Source organism: Streptomyces sp. NPDC006872 (genome assembly GCF_040635845.1).
In the GTDB taxonomy this organism is placed as follows: domain Bacteria; phylum Actinomycetota; class Actinomycetes; order Streptomycetales; family Streptomycetaceae; genus Streptomyces.
In genome coordinates this window covers 245,426-266,621 of sequence record NZ_JBEYIL010000011.1, presented here as the reverse complement: position 1 = coordinate 266,621, position 21,196 = coordinate 245,426, and the positions used below count along the sequence as shown (strand labels likewise).

Sequence of the window (21,196 nt, the reverse complement as noted above, 5' to 3'; positions counted from 1 at the left end):
TTGCGGGGATCAGCCGTTGGACGGGTGCGGGGTCGAGCCGTAGGCCGTGAGGAACCTGTCGCGGAACAGGTTCATCTTCCAGACCGGGGCGTTCTTGGCCGGCTTCAGACCGTCCGTCCAGTTCCAGGAGGCGATCTTGTCGAGGACCTTCGGGTCCTTGGCGACGATCGAGATCGGCACATCCCGGCTGGCGTTGTTGCCGCTGACCCGGGTGATGGGCTGGTGGTCGCCGAGGAAGACCAGGACGGTGTCGTCCGTGCCGTAGCGCTCCATCCACTGGGTGAGGGCGGTCACCGAGTACTCGATGGACTTGCCGTACTCCACCTTGGACTCGGCGCTGTCGGCGATCACGTCGGACGCCTTCTTGCCCGCCTTCTGGATGCCGTCGAAGATCGAGCCGTCGCCGAGGTCGTCCCAGTCGACCATCTTCGGGATCGGCGCCCAGGGCTGGTGGCTGGAGGTCAGGATGATCTCCGACATCAGCGGCTTGGCGCGGTCCGTGCGGCCGTGCTCCAGCCGCTGGAACGCCTCCAGGGTGTACTGGTCGGGCATGGTCGACCAGCTGAACTTCGGCCCCTGGTAACCCAGTTTGAAAGCGTTGTAGACCGTGTCCAGGCCGTAGTACTCCTGCTCCGGCCAGCCCTTCTGCACACCCGGCATGATGCCGACCGTGTCCCACGCGCCGGTCTTCTGGAACGCCTTGGTCAGCGACAGGTGGTCGCTGGCCATCACCGTGCGGTAGCGCTGCTGGTTGTCGACCCACAGTCCGGACAGGGTCGAGGAGTGGCCGAGCCAGCTGCTGCCGCCGAACGTCGCCGACGTCAGCCAGCCGCTCTTCGCGTGGAACCCGGCCTTCGTCAGGGCCTCGGTGCTCGTGGCGAGGGTCTGATCGACACCCGGCGCCATGACCGGGTCCTCGATGGCGCTGCGGCCGTAGCTCTCGATGAACGTGAAGATGACGTCCTTGCCGCGCAGGTCCGGCACGAGCTGGTCGGCCGGGGTCGCCCCGAACGCGTCGGTACGGGCCTCCTTGCCGAACGCGGCCTCGTCCTTGAGGGTCTGCCGCACCTGCCGGGCCTTGTTCACGAGCGCGTCCGCGGTGCGGTAGGAGGCGACCGGCACCCCCGCGTTCTGCAGGCCGACGACGGAGCAGGTGACCCAGACCGTGGCGGCGAGGAGCGTGGCCCGGGTCGCCCGCTGCGGGTCGCGCATCATCAGGTTGCTGACGCGGATCGTCGCCAGGGCCATGACCGCGAACAGCAGGCCGATGAGGAGGACGAGGCCGACGGCGGCGGCGACGGCCGTCGCCCCGCCCATCGAGTCCGCGATGTAGGACTGGGCGTCGTCCAGCAGACCCCAGTCCAGGACGAGGTTGAAATCGCGGCCCAGGTACTCCACGAACCCCATGTCGAGCAGATTCAGCACGGTCAGCGCCCCGAGGAGGACCCCGCCCAGCGCCGCGACCACCATCCGCGGGCGGCGGCGCAGCGCCAGCAGCATGGCCGCCCCGAGGATCGCCTCCCCGGGCAGCCGGGTGAACCTGTTGCTGTGGAGCGCGCCGATCCGGTTCGGCATCAGCAGCGCTGTGAGCACGAGGGCCAGGGACAGGGCCGTCACCGTCCACCACACCGCCTGCGCGGCGCGCGGGTGCCGACTCCGCCAGGAACGCCAGTACGCGATACGCGCTTTGAGGCCACGCTTGACGCCGTCGGACGCGGACTCGCTCTCGGCCGCCGTCTCCGAGACGGCGGCCGGGGTCTCGGCGGCCGTGTCCGGGTCGGCGGCCGGGGCCTCAGCGGCCGTCTTCGGGTCGGCAGCCTGGTTCTCCGCAGCCGCCTCCGAGCCGGTGGCCGGGGTCTCTGCAGCTGCCTTCGAGTTGGGGGCCGGGGTCTCCGCAGCCGTTTCCGAGTCGGCATCCGGGGTCTCTGCGGCCGCCTCCGGGCCGGTGGCCGGGGTCTCCGCAGCCGATTCCGAGCCGGCATCCGGGGTCTCCGCGGCCGTCTCCGACACGGTGGCCGGGGTCTCCACAGCCGGCTGCGGGCCGGAGGTCGACGTCTCGGCGGTCGGGTCCGTGTCGACGGTCTGCACGGTGTCGTCCTCGGGTGATTCGGGTTCTCTCGATGCAGGCGGCTGGGATGAGCGAGTGGAGACAGGCACCCGAGGGTCCTTCCGTACGAAGCCCGGCGGTTCGGCGGATCCGACATCGGTCGGATCCGCCACAGTTTCGTACGGCCTGCCCTTCGCCCGCGTTCAGCCCCCCGGGCCAGTGCTCGGCAAACACCGCGCAAACGCAACGCCAAGTGCCGCGCCGGGCGGCCGGGCGAGCGGCGGACCGGGGGAGATCACGCGCCTCCGACCGCCGTGAGCAGCGCCAACGGGGCCGCCGCCGAGCGGGACTCCCGCACACACGCGTGCGGGTACGGGACCGGCTCCGCGTGGGTGTCACGGCCGTAGCCCGCGAGAACCTCGGGCAGCCGGTGACCGGTCGCGGTCGCCGCGTCGACCAGCCCGTGGGCGACCGTACGGGCCTCGTCGTGCAGACCGTAGCGGGCGAGGCCGAGCGTGATCAGCGCGTTGTCGTGCGGCCAGACCGAGCCGCGGTGGTAGGAGAGCGGGTGGTACGCCGGCTGCCCGGCCGCCAGCGTGCGCACGCCCCAGCCGGAGAAGAAATCCGGTTCGAGGAGCCGCCGGCCGACGATCTCCCCGTACTCCTTGTCCAGCAGCCCCGACCAGAGCAGGTGCCCGGCGTCCGAGGCCAGCGCGTCGACCTGGCGGCCCTCGCCGTCCAGGGCGAGCGCCGGGAAGGAACGGTCCCGCATCCAGAAGTCCCGCTGGAAACGGTCCCGCAGGTCGGCGGCCGCCTGTTCCAGCAGGGCCGCGTACTTCTCGTCCTCCCACACCGTGCGCGCCAGCCACGCCGTGCGGCGCAGCGCGTCATAGGCGTACCCCTGGGCCCCCGCCGCCATCACCGCCCCGGTCGCGCGGGTGCCGTCCGCGGAGCAGATGGCGCCGGGGGAGTCCTTCCAGTTCTGGTTGGCGAGGCCGCCCTGGTCGGCCCGGTAGACCAGGTAGCCGCGGGAGGTCAGTCCGCCGTGGTCCAGCATCCAGCCGATCGCCGCACGGGCGTTCGGCTCGAGCCGGCGGGCCAGCGCCGCGTCGCCGGTCTGCTCGACGTAGGCGCCGAGGACGACGAGGAACAGCGGGGTCGCGTCCACCGAGCCGTAGTAGCGGGCGAACGGCACCTGTCCGAAGTGGGCGAGCTCGCCGTGCCGCACCTCGTGCACGATCTTGCCGGGCTGCGACACCGCGCGCGGCCCGGTCTCCTTCGCCTGGGTCGCGGCGAGCGCGAGGAGCGTGGCGGCGGCCGGGCCGGGGCGGTAGGGGAGCGCGAAGAGCGAGGTGAGCAGGGCGTCGCGGCCCAGCAGCGTCAGGAACCAGGGGGCGCCCGCCGCCGGGACGCGCAACTCCTCGTCCTCCGGGCCTCTCGCGATTACTTGGAGTGACGACAGGTCGGCGAGGCCGCGTGCGCAGGCGGACGCCAGTTCGGGCCAGCCGGTCGGGAAGGCGACGCCCTCCACGAACTCGGCCTCCTGCGCAAGTACCTTTTCGGTCAATGCCGCCGGAGAGCGTGGCACGCGCAGCGCCCGCTTCTCGCCGTGCGGGCGGGCCATCACCCGCAGGGTCAGCTCGGCGGAGCCGTGCGGCTCCAACTCCAGCTTCCATACGAGCCGACGGGCTCCGGTGCCGGTCTCCTCGACGCCGTCCGGCACGGGGTCGGCCGTCACCGTCGTACAGGACTGCCATTCGCCGCGCCGGTAGGTGAACTCCACGCCGTCGTCCATGACCTGGCGGCGGCGGACGACCCCGGTCTTCGCGTACGTCCGGTGGTCGGAGCGCAGTTCGAACTGGTCGGTGAAGTCCGCGTCGGCGGTGACCGCGAGGCGGACCGTCGTCGGCACCGGGCGATTGCTGACGAGCCGCAGCGACTCCACGAACGAGCTGTCGCCGACGGCCTGTTCCCGGAAGAGCGTGCAGGACGGCGGCTCGTTGCGGCCGCCGCGCGGGACGAGCACGCACCGCGTGGTGTCCCCGTCCGCGACCGGCGAGAGCGCCTCCGGTACGGCGCCGTCGACGGTCAACTGCCAGCGGCTGAGGTGCCGGGCGTCCCGGACGAACAGCCCCTCGGGGGATCCGGCGGCCGAGCCGGAGCCTCGTACGCCGCTGATGTCTCCGCGGTCGCCCACGGCGGCGAACGTCCCGCCGTGCACGAGCAGATGATGCCGGTCCGTCATCCCAGGTCCCCTCCCTTGGTACCCGTGCCTGACATTTCTTCTCGGTGGATCAGGTCGAGCGTGAGCGCGGCCGTCCAGCTGAAGCCGGTCGCGCCGCAGGCCTCGCCGGTGTACGGGTCGACGTACTCCGCGAAGTCCGAGCTGTCCGCGATGTCGAGGGCGGCCCGGCGCAGTTCGTCCGCGGCGGACTGTTCCCCGTGCAGCCGGAGCCCCTGCTCGACAAGCCAACTCGTGTTGAACCAGGCCGGCCCGCGCCAGTAGCGGTGCGGGTCGAAGGCCTCGCCGAGCAGGTCGTAACTGGGCACGAGACGAGTCGCGCCGCCGAGCCCGAAGTGCGGCCCCCGCAGGGTCGCCACCAGCCCGCCGACCACCTCCCGCGGCAGCCCGGGCAGCAGCAGCGGCACCAGCCCGGAGACCCCACGCTCGGGGACCAGGCCGCCGCTACGCACGTCCCGGCAGAAGAACATGCCCTCCGTCGGGTCCCACAGGCGTTCCACCAGCGCCGCCGTCAGGCGTTCCGCGCGGGCGTGGCGGGCCGTGGCCGTCGCGCCCAGTTCGCGCGCGATACGGGCGAGGGCGTGTTCGGAGGCGATGAGCAGCGCGTTGAAGGCCGGGTCCTCGACGGCGAACTCCCCGCCCCCGTCGGCATACCCGCCGTCCCGGTACTCCGTGGCCAGCCGCACGTACCGCCCGTAGTCCAGATCCGTCGGACGGTCCTCGGCAGCCCCGTGGTCGAGGTCCGCACGACGGAAGGAGCGGGCCGGGGCGGGGGTGACCCGGCCGAGCGGGGCGTCCCAGCTCGGGGCGTTGTCCATGCCCTGTTCCCACGGGTGGACGACGGACACCAGCCCGCCCCCGCCCAGGTCCCGCCGGTGCAGCAGATAGCGGTGCCAGGCGGCCAGCCGGGGATACACCCGGGCGAGGAAGCCGCGCGCCCGGGACAGCCCCGGGTCGGCGCGATGCACCAGCCAGGCCGCCAGCGCGTGCACCGGTGGCTGCACGATGCCGGAGGTCTGTACGGTGCGCGGGGCGCCCGCAGCGCGCCCCGCGGTCGAGGAGCGCCAGAAATCGGGGCTCGGGAAGTACGCGTCGAGGGGTACGGAGGGGTTGAAGACGATGTGCGGGATGCGTCCGTCGCCCCACTGGGCGGCCAGCAGCGTCTCCAGCTCGGTCTGCGCCCGGAGCGGCGAGACGTGCCGCAGCCCGATGGCGATGAACGCGGAGTCCCAGGACCATTGGTGTGGGTACAGCCGGCGCGAGGGCACCGTCGACGTTCCCGTCCAGTTCCCCTCCAGCACGTCCACGGCTCGCGAGCGCAGCGCCCTGAGGTGCGGTGGACCCGGCGGAGCCGTCGGATCGTATACGACGGTATCCACCGTCGGGCGGGCGATGAGCTGGGCGGTGCGATCCACTCGGGGCTCCCCGAAGACGACTAGGCCACCTGGTTCGGCAGTGGCTACCGTAGGGTTACGTCTATTTAACACGCAAAACTCAATATGTAATGCAAGCTTGAGAAACACAAGGGGGTGCGCATGACTGGGCGTCCGGGACGGACCGGCAGGGCGGTCGGCAAGGCGGGCAGTCAGGCGAGCGCCGGAGATCTCCTCGAACTGGTGCGCACCGGACGGGCGACGACCCGCGGCGCCCTCCAGCAGGTCACCGGCCTCTCCCGCGCGACCGTCGGCCAACGGCTGGACCGGCTCTTCCGCGCAGGCTGGCTGCGCGAGGGCGCCGGCGGCCCGGTCGACTCGCCGCTGGGCGGCCGTCCCTCGATCACGCTGGAGTTCGACGACGCCCACGCGATCGTCCTCGCGGCGGACCTCGACACGCGGCACGCGCGCGCGGCCGTGCTGTCGCTGACCGGGGAGATCCTGGCCGAGCACGGCGGCACGCTGGTCATCGAGGACGGCCCCGAAGCCGTCCTCGGCGAACTGGGCGGCTGGTTCGCCGAGCTGCTGGAGAAGGCGGGCCACCGGGCGGACGAGGTCTGCGGCATAGGGGTCGCCGTCCCCGGCCCGGTCGACAGCCAGACGGGCCGGGTCGTCCAGCCGCCGATCATGCCCGGCTGGGACGGCTACGACATACGCGGCCGCCTGGCGCGAGCGTTCGCCGAGCGGACGGCCGTCACGCCTACGGCGGCACCCATGGCCGTCCCCGTCCCCGCCCCTGCCCCGATCTCTGCCCCCGTCCCCGTCCCCGTCCCCGTCCCCGTCTTCGTCGACAACGACGCGAACCTCATGGCCTACGGCGAGCAGCGCACCGGGTACCCCGACTGCTCGGCGTTCGTGCTGGTCAAGGTGTCCACCGGTATCGGCGCCGGGGTCGTGGTCGACGGCGCGGTCTTCCGGGGCGTGGACGGCGGCGCCGGCGACATCGGCCATATCCGGGTGGGCGCGGAGGCGCTGTGCCGCTGCGGCTCCTACGGGTGCCTCGCGGCCGTCGCCAGCGGTGGCGCGGTGGCGCGCCGGCTCGCCGAGACGGGCCTGCCGACGACCTCCGGCTCGGATGTGCGCGATCTGCTCGCCGCCGGACACCCCGGGGCGGCCGCACTGGCCCGGGAGGCCGGCCGCCAGGTCGGGGACGTCCTCGCCACGGTGGTGACGCTGCTCAACCCCGGAGTGCTGATGATCGCCGGGGATCTGGCGGGAACAGCCTTTCTCACGGGCGTGCGCGAGCTGCTCTATCAGCGGGCGCTGCCCCGCTCCACCGCCCATCTGGACGTCGTGACCTCGCGGCTGGGGGAGCGGGCGGGCCTGGTGGGGGCGGGTGCGATGGTCGTGGAGCACCTGTACGCGCCGGAGCGGGTGGAGGAGCGGTTGCTGGCGCTGGGGGTGTGAGCGACCTTGTAAGGGAGGTGTTTCCCTCCTGTGTCGCGTCCGCATGGTGGAATCCGTCGGCTTCGAGCGGCGTGATTCGCGCCACCCCTGAGGGGGGAAATGCTCAGATGAGCGGATCTTCGATCGAATGCACTTCTCCAAGGGGTGGCACTGGGTGCCACCCCTTGATCGTTCATCGATCGAAATCAGGCGTGGCGCTCTACGCTCATATGAGCGATGATGGGGCGGGATGAGAGGTCGATGCGTTCAAGAAGTGAAAACATCAGCGGCTGTGCGCTTGCCAAGCTTTGACTTTCGATCCGCTGGCGGACGACTGGTTACAAGCACATGACGCACGAGTAGACGTACCCAGACGCCTTTGATCTGGGTATGTTCCTCGGCGTCAGGGCAGCCACCGCGTCCTCGAGGAGTCGAGACCGTGTCGGAAAACAATGATTCCCACGTAGCGAAGTTCGTTTACGACTTCACCGAGGGCAACAAGGACCTCAAGGACCTCCTCGGTGGCAAGGGCGCGAACCTCGCCGAGATGACCAACCTGGGCCTTCCCGTCCCGCCGGGCTTCACGATCACCACCGAGGCCTGCAAGGTCTACCTCGACAGCGGCGAGGAGCCGGCGGCACTGCGTGACGAGGTGAGTGCGCACCTCGACGCCCTCGAACAGCGGATGGGCAAAAAGCTCGGCCAGGCCGACGACCCGCTGCTGGTGTCCGTCCGTTCGGGCGCGAAGTTCTCGATGCCGGGCATGATGGACACCGTCCTGAACATCGGCCTCTCCGACAGGTCGGTCCAGGGCCTGGCCAAGCAGGCCGGCGACGACCGTTTCGCGTGGGACTCCTACCGCCGGCTGATCCAGATGTTCGGCAAGACGGTCCTCGGCGTGGACGGCGAGCTCTTCGAGGACGCGCTGGAGGCGGCGAAGACGGCGAAGAAGGTCGCCGTCGACACCGAGCTGGAGGCGGCCGACCTCAAGAAGCTGGTCACGCGCTTCAAGAAGATCGTCAAGGCCGAGGCCGGCCGGGACTTCCCGCAGGACCCGCGCGAGCAGATGGACCTCGCCATCAAGGCCGTCTTCGACTCCTGGAACACCGACCGCGCCAAGCTCTACCGCCGCCAGGAGCGCATCCCGGGCGACCTGGGCACGGCCGTCAACGTCTGCTCGATGGTCTTCGGCAACCTGGGCCCCGACTCGGGCACGGGCGTCGCCTTCACCCGCGACCCCGCCTCCGGCCACCAGGGCGTGTACGGCGACTACCTGCAGAACGCCCAGGGCGAGGACGTCGTCGCGGGCATCCGCAACACGGTCCCGCTCGCCGAGCTGGAGCAGATCGACAAGAAGTCGTACGACCAGCTGCTCGGCATCATGGAGACGCTGGAGAACCACTACAAGGACCTCTGCGACATCGAGTTCACCATCGAGCGCGGCCAGCTGTGGATGCTCCAGACCCGCGTGGGCAAGCGCACGGCCGGCGCGGCCTTCCGCATCGCCACCCAGCTCGTCGACCAGGGCCTGATCGACGAGACGGAGGCGCTGCAGCGGGTCACGGGAGCCCAGCTCGCGCAGCTGATGTTCCCGCGCTTCGACGAGGACGCGAAGGTCGAGAAGGTCGGCCGGGGCATCGCGGCCTCGCCGGGCGCGGCGGTCGGCAAGGCGGTGTTCGACTCCTACACCGCCGTGAAGTGGTCCCGCTCGGGCGAGAAGGTCATCCTGGTCCGCCGCGAGACCAACCCCGACGACCTCGACGGCATGATCGCGGCCGAGGGCATCCTCACCTCCCGCGGCGGCAAGACCTCCCACGCGGCCGTGGTGGCCCGTGGCATGGGCAAGACGTGCGTGTGCGGCGCGGAGGAGCTCGAGGTCGACACCAAGCGCCGCAGGATGACGGTGCCGGGCGGCCATGTGGTGGAGGAGGGCGACGTCATCTCCATCGACGGCTCGTCCGGCAAGGTCTACCTGGGCGAGGTCCCGGTCGTCCCGTCCCCCGTGGTGGAGTACTTCGAGGGCCGGATGCACGCGGGCGCAGACGACGCCGACGAGCTGGTCGAGGCCGTCCACCGCATCATGGCCTTCGCCGACCGGAAGCGCCGGCTGCGGGTGCGCGCGAACGCCGACAACGCCGAGGACGCGCTGCGCGCCCGCCGCTTCGGCGCGCAGGGCATCGGCCTGTGCCGCACAGAGCACATGTTCCTCGGCGACCGCCGTGAGCTGGTCGAACGCCTGATCCTGGCGGACACGGAGGAGGAGCGCGAGGAGTCCCTGAAGCAGCTCCTGCCGCTCCAGAAGAAGGACTTCATCGAACTCTTCGAGGCGATGGACGGCCTCCCGGTGACGGTCCGTCTCCTGGACCCGCCGCTGCACGAGTTCCTCCCCGACATCACGGAGCTCTCGGTCCGGGTGGCGCTGGCGGAGTCCCGCCAGGAGTCCCACGAGAACGACCTGCGCCTGCTCCAGGCGGTGCACCGGCTGCACGAGCAGAACCCGATGCTGGGTCTGCGCGGCGTACGGCTCGGCCTCGTCATTCCGGGCCTGTTCACGATGCAGGTCCGCGCCATCGCGGAGGCGGCGGCGGAGCGCAAGAACGCCAAGGGCGACCCGCGCGCCGAGATCATGATCCCGCTGGTCGGCACCGTCCAGGAGCTGGAGATCGTCCGCGAGGAGGCCGACGAGGTCGTCGCGGAGGTCGAGGCGGCGACGGGCGTCGAGCTGAAGCTGGCGATCGGCACGATGATCGAGCTGCCCCGGGCCGCCCTGACGGCCGGCCAGATCGCGGAGGCCGCGGAGTTCTTCTCCTTCGGCACGAACGACCTGACCCAGACGGTGTGGGGCTTCAGCCGGGACGACGTGGAGGCCTCGTTCTTCACGGCGTACCTGGAGAAGGGCATCTTCGGCGTCTCCCCGTTCGAGACGATCGACCGGGACGGCGTCGGCTCGCTGGTGAAGGCGGCGGCCGAGGCGGGCCGGGCGACCCGCCCCGACCTCAAGCTCGGCGTCTGCGGCGAGCACGGCGGCGACCCGGAGTCCGTGCACTTCTTCCACGAGGTGGGCCTGGACTACGTCTCCTGCTCCCCCTTCCGGATCCCGGTGGCCCGTCTCGAGGCGGGCCGGGCGGCGACGCAGTCGACGGGAAGCGACCACCGCTGAGCCCGCCTCGATCCGGCTGAGCCCGCTTGGATCCGGCTGAACCGGCTGAGCGCGCTTCGATCCGGCTGATCCGGCTGATCCGGCTTTGACCCCGGAGCCGCTGTCGGTCCCCGACCCTCACCGATCGGCGGCGGCTCCGGCGCACCAAGGAGGACGGCACCCTGTGCGGGGGTGCCGTCCTCTTGCTGTCAGTGGGCTTGTTTCTGCTGGTCAATGGGGCTCGCTTAATAAATACCAAGGTAAAGACAAGGTTTTCACAGCATTCTTTCCGGCGTTTAATTCTGAGTTTTCTCTTCGGGCTGTCGTGGCGCGTGTTAAGTTCTTTCTCATCGGGCGGAGGGATCGCCCAGGGTGACGACCCTGATCCCCACCTCGCTCGTTCGGAATTTCCGAATTCCCCCTTCCCGTGCAGATGCTGGAAACTCAGAAGGAGTCGTCATGAGCTTCAGGGTGATTGCACCGCTTACCCCCCGCCGGAACGCCAACACGGACCCCAACGCGAATGCGAACCCGAACCCCGGCCAGGTTCCCCCGCCCGCGCAGCAGGGACGACGTCGCCGTCCGCGCCCCGGTGAGGCCGCGCCTCAGCAGCCCGGCTTCTGAACCGGCTCCTGAGTGGAAGATCCCAGGTGAAAAGGGAGGGCCGGCGGTGTTCCGCCGGCCCTCCCGCCGGTGACGGGAGAAACGAATGCGCTCGCGTAGGAACAGTTCAGGAGTTGATTTTCCCCGGAGTATTCCACCGGGTCTGGAACTTTCTGAATACGGCCAGCCGATTGTCAGAGCAGCCGAGGAACTTCTCGCCGACTACGAGGTTCAGGGCGACCTCGGAGAAAATCCCGCGATCCCCCTGGCCGCCCCTGACACAGATAATTCCTCTCCCCCTGTCCTGTCCCCCCGCGTGGCCTTCCGCCGTTTCTGGCCGCTGACCAAGGGGCTGCGCCGCTGGCTCGTGGGGGTGTGGCTGTGCACGGTGCTGGGCGCGCTGGCAGAGACCGCCGCCATCCTGCTCTTCGGCGATCTCACCGACAACGCGCTGCAAAGGGGTTCACTGGACGCCTTCTGGACCCCCGCGGCGCAGTGGCTCGGCATCGCGGTGGTGGGCGCGGCCATCGGCTACGCGGGCGGCTCCCTCTCCGTGTGGGTGTCGGAGCGATTCGTGATGCGGCTGCGCGAGCGCGTCTTCGACCATGTGCAGAAACTCCCCCCGCACTTCTTCCAGAAGCACCGCCAGGGAGATCTGCTGTCCCGGCTGACGGGCGACGTGGAAGCCATCGAGCAGATGGCCGTGTCGGGCCTGATCGGCACGGCGTCGGCCGTCTTCAGTGCGGTCTTCTACGCGGCGGCCGCGTTCTGGCTGCGCTGGGACCTGGCGGCGGCGACCTTCATCCTGGCCCCGCTGTTCTGGCTGGCCGCCCGAAGGTTCGCCGACGGCGTCAGGTCGGTGGCCCGGGAGGGCAGGGTGGCGGACGGGGCGGTCACGTCCGTGGTGGAGGAGTCCCTGGGCAACCTGGTCCTGACCCAGGCCTACGGCCGCCAGGACGCCGAGCGCCGCCGGCTGAGCCAGGAGGCGACGGCCTGGTTTCGCGCGGCCGTCCGCTCGGCCCGCCTCAACCAGGCATACGGGCAGTTGGTGCAGGTCATCGAGACGATCTGCGTACTGGCCGTGATCGGCATAGGCGTCTGGGAGATTTCGAGAGGCCAGATGACCCTGGGCCAACTACTGGCGTTCGCAGCCCTGTTGAGCTACCTCTACCCGCCCATCCGCAGCCTGGCCCAACTGGGACTGCTGATCACCGCCGCCACCGCGGGCGCGGAACGACTGGTCGAGATCCTGGACGCCAGGCCGGCGGTGACGGACCCGACGGGCTCGGAGCACAGCGACCATGGCCGCCCCGACGGCGTGGTCGAGTTGCGAGACGTCTCATTCCGCTACCCGGGGGCGCAGACCCAGACCCTGGAGGCACTGACCTTCACCGCCCGCCCCGGGGAACTGGTGATCATCACGGGCCCGAGCGGCGCGGGCAAGTCCACGGTCTCCAAGCTCCTCCTCCGCTTCTACGACGCCGACTCCGGCGCGATCCTCCTGGACGGCACCCCGCTGCGTGACTTCCCCCTGGCGCGGTTGCGCGAGTACGTGACGCTGCTGCCGCAGGAGACATTGGTCCTGCACGACACCGTCCGCGCGAACATCGCCTGCGGCCGGCCAGGCGCGAGCGACCACGCGATCGAGGAGGCGGCACGGTCGGCCGACGCGCACGAGTTCATCACGGCACTCCCCGACGGCTACGACACGAGGGTCGACCCCAACTCCGCCCGCTTGTCCGGCGGCCAACTGCAACGCCTGGCCATCGCGCGAGCGGTGCTGCGCGACGCCCCGGTCCTGGTCCTGGACGAACCGACGACCGGCCTGGACGCGATAGCCACCCGCCGCATCGTGGAACCCCTGCGCCGCCTGATGGCAGGCCGCACGACCATCATGATCACCCACGACCTCAACCTGGCCCCGGACGCCGACCGCATCCTCGTCATCGACCAGGGCCGCATAGCAGAAACGGGCACCCACGAGGAACTGCTCGCCTGGGGCGGGGTGTATGCCCATCTGCACGGTTCGCAGAACGTGGGTCCTGCGGAGCCGGTCGGCATGGCGGAGTCCTACGCGTACGCGCAGGTCGGGTGGACGGACGCGTGGCCCGGCGGGGTGGGCAGCCAGGTTCGCGGCTGAACGGCTCGGCTGTCTTGTGTTCGTTGGTGGGGATGTCTGGTTTTCGATCGCCTGATGGGATGGTTATGAGGCGATAGATCGTTTCTGTCAACTTACGCGCCGCTACAGTCCGTTACTCATGGCGATGACGGTGTCGCCGATGGTTACGGAGGCGTGTGTGAAGAGGGTAGTGCTCGGCGTGGCTTCGGTTGGGCTGGTACTCAGTGCGGCGGTGGCGGCGTTCGCGTCGCCGGTGAAGGGGGGCATCCCACGGCTTGATACCGAAGGTGTCAGGTTCAGTGGGGCGAAGTACGAGTTCAACCGGCCCGGAGTCAATCACGGTGCCTTCGAATGGTCGGGGCTGCTTGAGGACAGGAGCGCCACTGACGGGCACAACGTCTACGTCGAGGCCAAGGTCCACGGGCACGAGTGGGTGCGCTATTACGGAAAACAACGGAGTTCCGTCCGACTGCACAAGTCCAATTGGGATGGTGCACAGCGCTACACAGGAGAGGCGAGGCTTCGAGTCTGCCGAGACCGGGGCTCTCTTCGCCCGGACAACTGTATTCCGGAGCGGAAATTCTCGTACAACTGGGACCGTGGCTGATCCCCTCCGACTTCCCGAGCCCAGGTGGATGCACCTGGGCTCGGCCTCTTGATAGGGGAACGAGATCAACACGTCAGAAGTTCTTTCCGCCAAGGGCGTTGACCTCTTTTACGGTGAGACGCCAGCGGTCAGGAACGCGCAGATTTCTTTGCATCGGGGAGAGGTAGTGGCGATCACCGGGCAAAGTGGCTCCGGGAAATCGTCGCTGTTGTATTGCCTGGCGGGAGTGTTGCCGGTTGCCTGCGGCGAGGTGTGTTTCGAAGGGCGCTCGCTCGGGGCCCTGGGCGACGAGGAGCTCAGCGCGCTTCGTCGTGAACGGTTCGGCTTCGTCTTTCAATACGGCGAGCTACTGCCTGAACTCACCATCGAGGAAAACACCGCGTTGCCCCTTCGACTGGCAGGTCAACGCAAGGCTGAATCCCTCTCCGCAGCCGGTGAGGTCCTGGGACGGCTCGGCCTCGGGGACCTGCGTGAGCGTCGGCCCTCGCAGGTGTCAGGAGGGCAGAGTCAACGCGTCGCGGTCGCTCGAGCGCTGGTTCACAAACCTGCCGTGGTGTTCGCAGATGAGCCCACTGGCTCGCTTGACAGCAGTAATGCCACGGCCGTACTGGACGAATTCCTAACCCTGGCGCGATCACAGGGGACAGCAGTGGTGCTCGTGACGCACGATTCGCAGGTGGCAGCCCAAGCTGACAACCGCTACACCATGTGTGACGGAGTCCTCACGGCTCAGGTGCGGGAGGCGTCGTGAAGGAACTCCTCCTGGGCCTGAGACTGTTGCTGGGGAGTGGACGGGGAAACCGTGTGCGCTTCCTGCTGATGGTCGTGGGCAGCGGGATCGGGGTGTGCTGTCTGGCCGTCGTCCTTTCGATTCCCGGCATTCTGGCCATGCAGGATGCCCGCAAGGCGGCTCGTGAGCCGGATTGCTCGAACGGGCGCGGCAGTTGTCTCTCAAAGGTGGGAGGCGCATTCGCACTCATGCGGCTGGACCCTTATGGCTCGGAGCCGCTTACTCGGATCTTCGTGGCCGTGGGGAGCACACCAATCACCCCACCCCCCGGCCTGCGTGAACTTCCCCACCCGGGTGAGGTATTTGTGTCCCCTCGGCTGCACGAGCTTCTCGCGGGTGATCCAGGCCTCGCTCATTTCCTGCCCGGCAAAGAGATGGGCCTCATCTCCGCGCAGGGGCTGGCTCATCCTGACGAGTTGTACGCCTATGTCGGCACCAGCCGTGACGAGCTCAAGGGTGGTGGGTACTTGTCAGAGTTTGGGAATGCGGACGCGCGCTACCCCACCGTCGAGCCCTCAACCCTCGACATCCTGCGCTTCACCCTGGCCGGCGTGGTGCTGCTTCCCCTTGCCGTGTTCCTGTCCGTCTGCGCCCGGTTGTCAGCCGCCTCTCGCATGAGGCGGCTGGCTGCCTTGCGACTGCTCGGATTGAGTAGAAAAGGCACGCAGCGCGTCAACGCGGCCGAGACCGTTGCAGCCGCTCTGCTGGGAGCCGTCCTCGGTCTGGGCGCCTATTGGGTCGTCAACCAACTGGTGTCACGGGTGGGGCTGCCAGGATTCAAGTGGTACCCGGCCGATGGCTCGCTCTCCGTGTCCACGCTTCTCGTCTGTCTGGTGGGTTGTCCGGCGCTTGCATGGTTCGTGGGGCGGGTCGGAGCGAAGCAGGCCGCGGCCAATCCGTTGGCCGTGCGGCGCAGCGCCGTGGAGAAGCCGCCTCGCCTGTGGGGCCTGCTGCCGCTCGTGCCGGGAATGGGCATTGTCATCGGGTACTGCGTGGCCGGTGCGATGGGGCACCCGCCTGCGGACACCTCGCTCTCCTCGATCCTGATGCCGCTGGCCGTCGTGCTGGTCGGGGCCGGTCTCGTGCTCTCGCTGCCGATCCTCTCGCGCTCCCTGGCCCGGAAGGTGGCCCGCTCGACGGGTTCGCTGTCTCTCGGCCTTGCCATGCGCCGCAACGAGATGGAACCGGGCGGAGCCCTGCGCGTGGCGACCGGCCTGGTGCTGCTGGTCTATGCGGCCTCGCTCACGCAGGGCGTACTCATCGAGCTGGACCAGGTCTCCAAGAACACCTCGCCGGTGCAGCTCTACACCATGCCGCTCAAGGACGTTCCTGAGGACAAGGAGCGTGCTGTGACAGAGGTGGCAGGGGTTCGGGGCCACGCCGTTCTGGCGGAATCCTGGACGGACCCCGACGACATGGAGTGGCCGACGAGTATCAGTGCCGTGATCGCCACCTGCAGCCAACTGCGCAAGATGGCGTCAGCGGTGGAGGGCTGTGTGGAGGGGCGCCCGGCGCGGTTGATGGTGCCGGGTGTCACCTACGACGAAAGGAGCGTGCCCGGGAGTCGTTTCCCCTTCCACTTGCAGAATTCTGAAGGGAAGAGCCGGGTCGTCACGGTGGAGGTGCCACGTCGGACGATCCACTACCGCGACGACACGACGAGGCAGATGGTCGGCAGCGGCACTGTCGTGATCCCACCGTCCTCCCTCCCCGCCGGCTTCCGTCTTGAGGGGCGAGCCACTCTCGCGCTGATGAGCAGTTCCGCTCCCGAGACCTTGCGGTCCGTACTCGCGGGCATCGCGGGGGTCGACCCGACGATCGAGGTCGAGACGGACGGCTTGGATCCCGCCGCCCTCCAGCAGATCACCGTCATCAAGACCCTCCTCGGCGTGGGCATGATCCTCGGCCTGATCATCGGTGTGGCCGCCTATCTCGTCGCCGCCACCGATCGCGCCGTGGAACGCCGACCGCAGGTCACCGCACTGGCGTTGCTCGGGGCCAGGCCCCGGACGCTCCGGACCGTTCAGGCCGCGCAGGTCGTGTTGCCCCTGGCCATCGGGCTCGTGCTCGCGGTGGTGACCGGGAAGATGGCCGAGTCCAGCTACCTGGTCACTGGCGGCGGGGCCGTCTTCTGGGACGGAGCCGGGGTGCCGCTGCTCCTCGCCTCCGCCCTGGGCGTCGTGGTCGTCGCCGCCCTCGGTGCCTTGCCGCTGGTGGGGCGGCGGATCGACCCCGAGTTGATCAGGCGGGACTGATGCCTTGACACTGTTTGCAGAAGGGCGGTGCCCCGTGCGGGGTGCCGCCCTTTTGCGTGGCACAGGTGGTGCGAGTGAGCGTGGGCACGCCGAACTCGGCGGCAAACTCTCCTGCCCTGCCGGTCGTTTCCCAGCCGTGCCGGCAGCGGAGAGCCGTCATGAGTTCCGGTCCTCGGCCGTGATCTTCTTCGGCTATGCGAACGCCCAGCCGCTCCACTGCTCGACCCGTACGGCGACCACGGGGCCCTGTGGAGGGGAATCCCTGTACTGGGCGTACTTGGCGCGCAGCAGCTCGACGGCCCTGTTCCGTTCCTGCTCGGCCTCCAGTACTTCCCCTCGGCCGTCGGCGCGCGCCCACCACAGCGTTGACCAGTCATCCGCGTAGTGGTCGACCAGCAACGTCACCGAGGGGTTCTCCTGGATGTTGCGCAGTCTCCGCAGGTTCCACGTGCTTTTGGGCTTGTGGTCCACAGCGAAGTACAGGACGTCCTTTTCTGCGGCGAAGGTCACCGGTACCGCGTGCGGCACTCCGGCTGCGTCGGCTGTCGCCAGCCTTGCGACGGGGGACGTGAGGAAACGGTCCCGGGCGGTGGGCGGCGAGAGCTTCATGTGAGCACGGTAGTGAGCGATGCCAGCCAGGTCGTCAGGTGTTGGTTTGTTTGGTCTGGGTGTTCCTGTTGGAGCCAGTGGCCGCAGTCTTTGAGGATGTGGGAGGCCGTGAGGCCGGGGAGGGTGTGGGGGTAGGCCTTGATCGCGTCGGCCAGCCAGGTGGTGGAGGCGTCCAGGCTGCCGGCGATGAAGAGGGACGGTTGGGTGATCGGGGCGTCGGTGAAGTCCGTGAGGTCTTTCCAGTCCTGGTCCATGTTCCGGTAGCGGTTCAGGGCTCCGGTCATGCCGGTTCGCTCGAACTCGCCCGCGTAGACGTCCAGGTCTTGTTCGGTCAGCCAGGTGGGGCGTGCGGCGGCGGTGGGGAAGCGGTCGCGCAGGGTTCCACCGGTGGTGACGAAGTGGGGGCTGGGGGCGGTCGGTGGCGGCATCGTGTCCGCGGACAAGGCGGCGTAGAAGCCGGCGAGCCAGCCTCGTACGTCGGGCTCGATCTCCGCCTCGGCTCGGCCGGGTTCCTGGAAGTAGGAGACGTAGAACTCCTCCTCCCCGCCCGTCCCGTTCATCTGTGCGAAGACCTCGCTCGGCATCGGGCCGCCCGGTGGGGTGTACGGGACGCTCAGCAGTCCCACCGCTCGGAAGACGTCCGGGTGGAGGAGCGCGGAGTGGGCCGCGATCGTCGCGCCCCAGTCGTGGCCGACGATCGTCGCGGAACGCTCGCCCAGGGCGTGCACGACCGCGACGTTGTCCGCCACCAGTTCCAGCATCCGGTACGCGTCCGTGGCGTCGGGTTTGGAGGAGCGGCCGTAGCCGCGGACGTCGATGGCGGCCGCGCGGTATCCGGCGGCGGCCAGCGCCGGCAACTGGTGGCGCCAGGAGTACCAGCACTCCGGGAAGCCGTGCACGAGCAGGACCAGCGGCCCCTCGCCCTGTTCCACCACGTGGACACGGCCTGCGGGAGAGGGGAGCAGATGGTGCTTCGCGTCGTCGCTCGACGTCCGTTGCGGCATCGGGTCCTCCAGGACTCGGGGACTTCGAGCATGCTGGGCCCGGTGCGGCTCCCGCGAGTCTTGTTGCCGGTTCGGCAAACCGCCAGGCAAAGCGCCAGGCAAAGCGCTCGGCGAGGTGTCGAAGGGGGTCACGGGGGAAAGCCGCACATACCGACGGGGAGGGTGCAGGCATGGGTTACGAGGAGCTGGTGACGGAGGCCGTCAAGGCGCGGATTGCGGGCGAGTCCGACAGATGGCTGAGGGCGGGGCTGTCCACCGAGCGCTGTGACCGGCCGGCGGCCGAAGCCGCGGTCGCCGAGGTGTATCGCGTCCACGGCATGCCCGCTCCGGAGACGGTGGTGTGGATGGACTCACCGCTCGGCGGCGCGCTTGCGTCCTGGGTGCTGCGCCACGGGTGGGAGGACCGGCTCGACGGGACGCTGCTCGCCGGCGCCGGGCTGCCGCTGACGGTGCCGCAGGCGTTCGCCCGGCAGGCCGAGGAGCGGATCTGCGAGCAGTTGGGGCGGACGGGAGCGGGCGGCGAGAGACGACTGCTGGCCGGCCCGTTCCAGGACACCTCCGACGCGCAGGACCGACTCGTGGACGCTCTGGGGCACCCCATGTTCGACCATCTCGACTTCCACTGGCTGCAAGACGTGCACGGCGCCTACGAGTTGGAGCAGGAGATGCACAACATCTTCAACTGGTCGACGAACGAGTCCCTGGGGCACATCCACCATCGGGTGTACCGGGACCTGCTGGGGAGGGTCCGTGGTCCGGTTCCGGAGCGGATCGTGCAGCCCGAACGGGACGGTGACGTCATCACGCCGCCACCGCCGCCGAGCAGGGAGCAGATCTACTTCCACGAGGAGTTCGGCGACGGTCTGGACTCCTGGTCCGCGCCGCGGGAGTTGATCCGTTGGCGTTGCATGCTGGCCGCCGCGGGCCTGCCCGAGTCGCCGGGACTGGAGGCGGTCCAGGAGGCCCTGTACCGGTGCGGCGGTTGGTGGCCCTTGGCGGACGCCGTCGTCCTCACCGAGCGTCCTGTGGTGCTGCGGTACGAGCGGACGCCGCCGGAGGCCTCCACGTCGGGGAGCGCGCTGATCGTCTATGCAGACGGCTATCAGCCGGCCGACGCGTAGCGGAGCGGCGCGCGTGGGTGTCGTGCGGGCCCTCGGCGTGCCGTTCCGTCCGTTCCGCCCGTTCCGTCATTCGCAGCCGGTTCCGTCGCCGTCGCGGTCCAGGTGGCGGCCGTAGCCCGGGTCGCCTGCGTGGACGGGGGCGGCTCCGGCCGCGCGGGCGGCTGTGCAGTTCTCGTAGTAAACGCTTCCGGAGTCGGCGGCCGTGTCGTCGTCCTCGGTCGTGCTCTCGTTCGCCGCCGCCTTCTCCGTCACCGTCACCTTCACCGTCTTTGTCGCAGTGACCGTCGCTGTCGCTGTCGCCGTCGTCGTGCCTGCCGGTTCCGGTACTGCCGTCTCCGTCGTCGTGGCGGTCACGGTCACCGTCGGCCGGGGGTCGGCCGACGTCGGTTTCGCATCCGTCTTCGTGCCGTCGTCGGTGCCGCCGATGGCCGCGCCCAGGAACAGGGCCAGGGCGAGGGCGGGCAGGACGTATCTCTTGCGGGCCCAGCGGGGGGTGGGGTTCGTGGTGGTGGTGTACGGGTTGGTCATGGCGTCCCCGCAGGATGTCGTGTGATGTGAGGGGACGACGGTATTGCCGTTCTATGGGTGGTGTACGTGGTGTGGCTGTTCCGTGACTTTTCTGTGCGCATCTCCCGGGTTGGTCGGTCATCAGTCCCCCCAGGGGGACGGCGCCCGCTGTTCTCGAGTGCCGTCCCCGTGCGGTTTGGCGGGTCCGTGCAGGGGTCCCGTCAGATGGAGACGGCCACCGCCGTGAACGTCGTCTCCGGCAGTTGCGGGCTGGTGAAGCGGGCGTTGACCAGGTAGAGGCGGTCGCCGTAGCGGGCGGCCGTGGTCGGGACGTCGAAGCGGGGGTCGGTGATCGTGCGGGTCAGGGTGGCGGTGGTCGCCGTGCGGTCCAGGGACCAGACGCTGATCAGGTTCAGCCGGTTCTGGACGACGTACAGCGTGCGGCCGATGCGGTAGAGGCCGTCGCCGTTCACGACGTCGGCCGCGCCGACCAGCGTGATCTTCGTGGCGTACCCCGTCTTGACGTCGACGTTGTACAGCTCGCCCGGAGTGCTCTTGACGACGATCAGGCCGCGGCCGTCCGGCGTGCCGACGATCCCGTTGGCGTTGTTCACGTTGGGGAGCTGGACCCAGTCGCCGGTGAGGGGCAGGGTGCGGATGTCGGCCCCGCCCCGGCCGCGCTTGACGCTGTACAGCGCCGCGTCCCGGGAGTCGGTGAACCAGGCGCGGTCGCCGAGGAGTGCCACGTCGTTGATGAAGTGGCCCGTCGGGTCCGTGAGTTGATGGGTTGCCAGCAGACCGCCCGTGCGGGAGTCGATCACTCGCGCCACTCCGGTGCTGCCCGCCACGTACAGCAGGCCGTCGTGGTCGAGCTTGAGGCCGACGGCGATCTGGCCGGTACCGCCCGCGTACAGGACGCTGCCCTCGCCGGTGCGCAGGTCGGTGCGGTAGATGCCGCCGTTGGCGCGGGAGCCCTGGTAGGCGTACGGCTTGCCGCCGATGGCGATGCCCTCGGGGAGCCAGCCGTCGGGGAGGGGGTACTCCGTCGGCCAAGTCGCCTCAGGAGTACCGGACGTACTCGACTTGGCCGTTGCGGGCGTGGCCGTCGTCGTCAGGGTGGCGGCGGCCAGGGCGGCGCCGCCCAGCAGGGTGCGGCGCGACGGGATGGGGGTCATGGTTACGGGCCTCCGGGAGTGGGGTGCGGGCGGCGAACGGCGTAACACGGTGAACTGTGGCCACAGCAGGCGTGGCTTTGCCTCTGCTTTGGACTTAGTTGGCCAGTAACGAGCCGCCGCCCGACCGTGTTCCTCCCTTTCGCTGTCAGGTTCCTTTCA

At 69.5% G+C, this 21,196-nt stretch carries 14 protein-coding genes; 7 read left to right on the top strand and 7 right to left on the bottom strand.

The window, feature by feature from the left end:
• Positions 1 to 9: 9 nt before the first annotated feature.
• The 3 genes from ABZ725_RS31055 to ABZ725_RS31045 all read right to left on the bottom strand — a co-directional run bounded on the left by ABZ725_RS31055 (position 10) and on the right by ABZ725_RS31045 (position 5,704).
• Positions 10 to 1,680 carry a CDP-alcohol phosphatidyltransferase gene (locus tag ABZ725_RS31055; protein ID WP_358805913.1) on the bottom strand — a complete coding sequence of 557 codons (1,671 nt, stop codon included), beginning with the start codon at positions 1,678 to 1,680 and terminating at the stop codon, positions 10 to 12.
• A gap of 662 nt (positions 1,681 to 2,342) precedes the next feature.
• A complete protein-coding gene (locus ABZ725_RS31050) occupies positions 2,343 to 4,292 on the bottom strand; it encodes a glycogen debranching N-terminal domain-containing protein (protein WP_358805816.1) in 1,950 nt (649 codons plus the stop codon).
• Entirely contained in the window at positions 4,289 to 5,704 is a 1,416-nt protein-coding gene (locus ABZ725_RS31045; protein WP_358805815.1) for a hypothetical protein, read from the bottom strand. The genes ABZ725_RS31050 and ABZ725_RS31045 overlap by 4 nt, the downstream gene beginning before the upstream one ends.
• 120 nt (positions 5,705 to 5,824) lie before the next feature.
• Between ABZ725_RS31045 and ABZ725_RS31040 the strand changes: the two genes are divergently transcribed.
• From ABZ725_RS31040 to ABZ725_RS31015, 6 genes are all read left to right on the top strand, one after another.
• The gene (locus ABZ725_RS31040) at positions 5,825 to 7,129 is read left to right on the top strand and encodes an ROK family protein (RefSeq protein ID WP_358805814.1); all 1,305 of its coding nucleotides are present in this window, start codon (positions 5,825 to 5,827) and stop codon (positions 7,127 to 7,129) included.
• 418 nt (positions 7,130 to 7,547) lie between these two features.
• On the top strand, positions 7,548 to 10,268 hold the full coding sequence (ppdK, locus tag ABZ725_RS31035) for a pyruvate, phosphate dikinase (RefSeq protein WP_358805813.1): 2,721 nt from the start codon (positions 7,548 to 7,550) through the stop codon (positions 10,266 to 10,268).
• Between the two features lie 847 nt (positions 10,269 to 11,115).
• Entirely contained in the window at positions 11,116 to 12,990 is a 1,875-nt protein-coding gene (locus ABZ725_RS31030) for an ABC transporter ATP-binding protein (RefSeq protein ID WP_358805912.1), read from the top strand.
• Between the two features lie 118 nt (positions 12,991 to 13,108).
• Positions 13,109 to 13,576, top strand: a complete 468-nt coding sequence (locus tag ABZ725_RS31025; protein WP_358805812.1) for a hypothetical protein — start codon at positions 13,109 to 13,111, stop codon at positions 13,574 to 13,576.
• A gap of 64 nt (positions 13,577 to 13,640) precedes the next feature.
• The gene (locus tag ABZ725_RS31020; protein ID WP_358805911.1) at positions 13,641 to 14,327 is read left to right on the top strand and encodes an ABC transporter ATP-binding protein; all 687 of its coding nucleotides are present in this window, start codon (positions 13,641 to 13,643) and stop codon (positions 14,325 to 14,327) included.
• Positions 14,324 to 16,621, top strand: a complete 2,298-nt coding sequence (locus ABZ725_RS31015) for an FtsX-like permease family protein (protein WP_358805811.1) — start codon at positions 14,324 to 14,326, stop codon at positions 16,619 to 16,621. The genes ABZ725_RS31020 and ABZ725_RS31015 overlap by 4 nt, the downstream gene beginning before the upstream one ends.
• 192 nt (positions 16,622 to 16,813) lie before the next feature.
• Here ABZ725_RS31015 and ABZ725_RS31010 read toward each other — a convergent pair whose 3' ends face one another.
• Together ABZ725_RS31010 and ABZ725_RS31005 are read right to left on the bottom strand one after the other, a co-directional pair.
• Positions 16,814 to 17,230, bottom strand: coding sequence for a TIGR03668 family PPOX class F420-dependent oxidoreductase (locus ABZ725_RS31010; RefSeq protein WP_358805810.1), 417 nt, complete (start codon positions 17,228 to 17,230; stop codon positions 16,814 to 16,816).
• Positions 17,227 to 18,234 carry an alpha/beta hydrolase gene (locus tag ABZ725_RS31005; RefSeq protein WP_358805809.1) on the bottom strand — a complete coding sequence of 336 codons (1,008 nt, stop codon included), beginning with the start codon at positions 18,232 to 18,234 and terminating at the stop codon, positions 17,227 to 17,229. The genes ABZ725_RS31010 and ABZ725_RS31005 overlap by 4 nt, the downstream gene beginning before the upstream one ends.
• A gap of 170 nt (positions 18,235 to 18,404) precedes the next feature.
• On the opposite strand from ABZ725_RS31005, the gene ABZ725_RS31000 reads away from it, so the two are divergent.
• Positions 18,405 to 19,355, top strand: coding sequence for a hypothetical protein (locus ABZ725_RS31000; RefSeq protein WP_358805808.1), 951 nt, complete (start codon positions 18,405 to 18,407; stop codon positions 19,353 to 19,355).
• 66 nt (positions 19,356 to 19,421) lie between these two features.
• Here the strand turns inward: ABZ725_RS31000 and ABZ725_RS30995 are convergent, their stop codons facing one another.
• Both ABZ725_RS30995 and ABZ725_RS30990 read right to left on the bottom strand, forming a co-directional pair.
• Entirely contained in the window at positions 19,422 to 19,883 is a 462-nt protein-coding gene (locus ABZ725_RS30995) for an excalibur calcium-binding domain-containing protein (protein WP_358805807.1), read from the bottom strand.
• A gap of 200 nt (positions 19,884 to 20,083) precedes the next feature.
• Positions 20,084 to 21,037: a superoxide dismutase gene (locus tag ABZ725_RS30990; RefSeq protein WP_358805806.1), complete on the bottom strand. Its 954-nt coding sequence runs from the start codon at positions 21,035 to 21,037 to the stop codon at positions 20,084 to 20,086.
• Positions 21,038 to 21,196: the final 159 nt, after the last annotated feature.